Consider the following 700-nt stretch of genomic DNA (forward strand, 5'->3'; position numbering starts at 1 on the left):
GCCCTCCGCCCCCGGCACGCTTCCGGCGCCCCCGGACCTTCTTCCTCCTGACGCGGTGCACTCACGGGAGGGACGCTCCGGGAGGCTGGAGCTGCTGGGGCTCCTCGCCGTGGCGCTGGTCCCCACCGTCATCGCGGTGCGCGAACTGGGCCGCATCCACCCGGACGAGGTGTTCCAGGCACTGGAGCCCGCCTGGTGGCGCGTGCACGGCTACGGCGTGCAGTCGTGGGAGTGGCGCGACGGCCTGCGCAACTGGGCCTTCCCCGGGGTGCTCGCGGCCTTCCTGAAGCTGGCGGCGCTGCTGGGCATCACCGACCCGGGCGTCTACCGGGGCGTGGTGGCCCTTCCCCAGTTCGCCCTGCACGCGTGGAGCCTCTGGTCCGCGTACCGCTTCGCCGCGCGCCGAGCCGGCCCCCAGGGAGGCGCGCTCGCCGTGCTGCTCCTGGGGCTGAGCGGCCCGGTGCTGCTCTTCGCCGGACGTACGCTGTCGGAGTCCGTCTCCGCGTCCTTCCTGCTGGTGGCCATGGAGGCCCTGGACCGGTCGGACACGGGAACCGCCTCCGGGACACGGCGCGCGGGGCTCCTGGGGGGGCTGGCGCTGGGGCTCGCCGTGGTGACGCGCTACCCGTCCGCCCTCTTCGTGCTGGCCGCGCTGGGCTGGCTCCTGTTCGCGCGCAGGTGGCGCCTGCTCGCCTTCACC

1 protein-coding gene is annotated in these 700 nt (G+C 75.0%); it reads left to right on the forward strand.

All coding sequences use genetic code 11. From position 1 onward, the window contains the following. The coding region (locus D7Y13_RS41970) for a glycosyltransferase family 39 protein (protein ID WP_439329263.1) at positions 1-700 on the forward strand (700 nt) is incomplete at both ends.

Origin of the sequence: Corallococcus praedator, from assembly GCF_003612125.1 — a bacterium.
GTDB classification, from domain to species: domain Bacteria; phylum Myxococcota; class Myxococcia; order Myxococcales; family Myxococcaceae; genus Corallococcus; species Corallococcus praedator.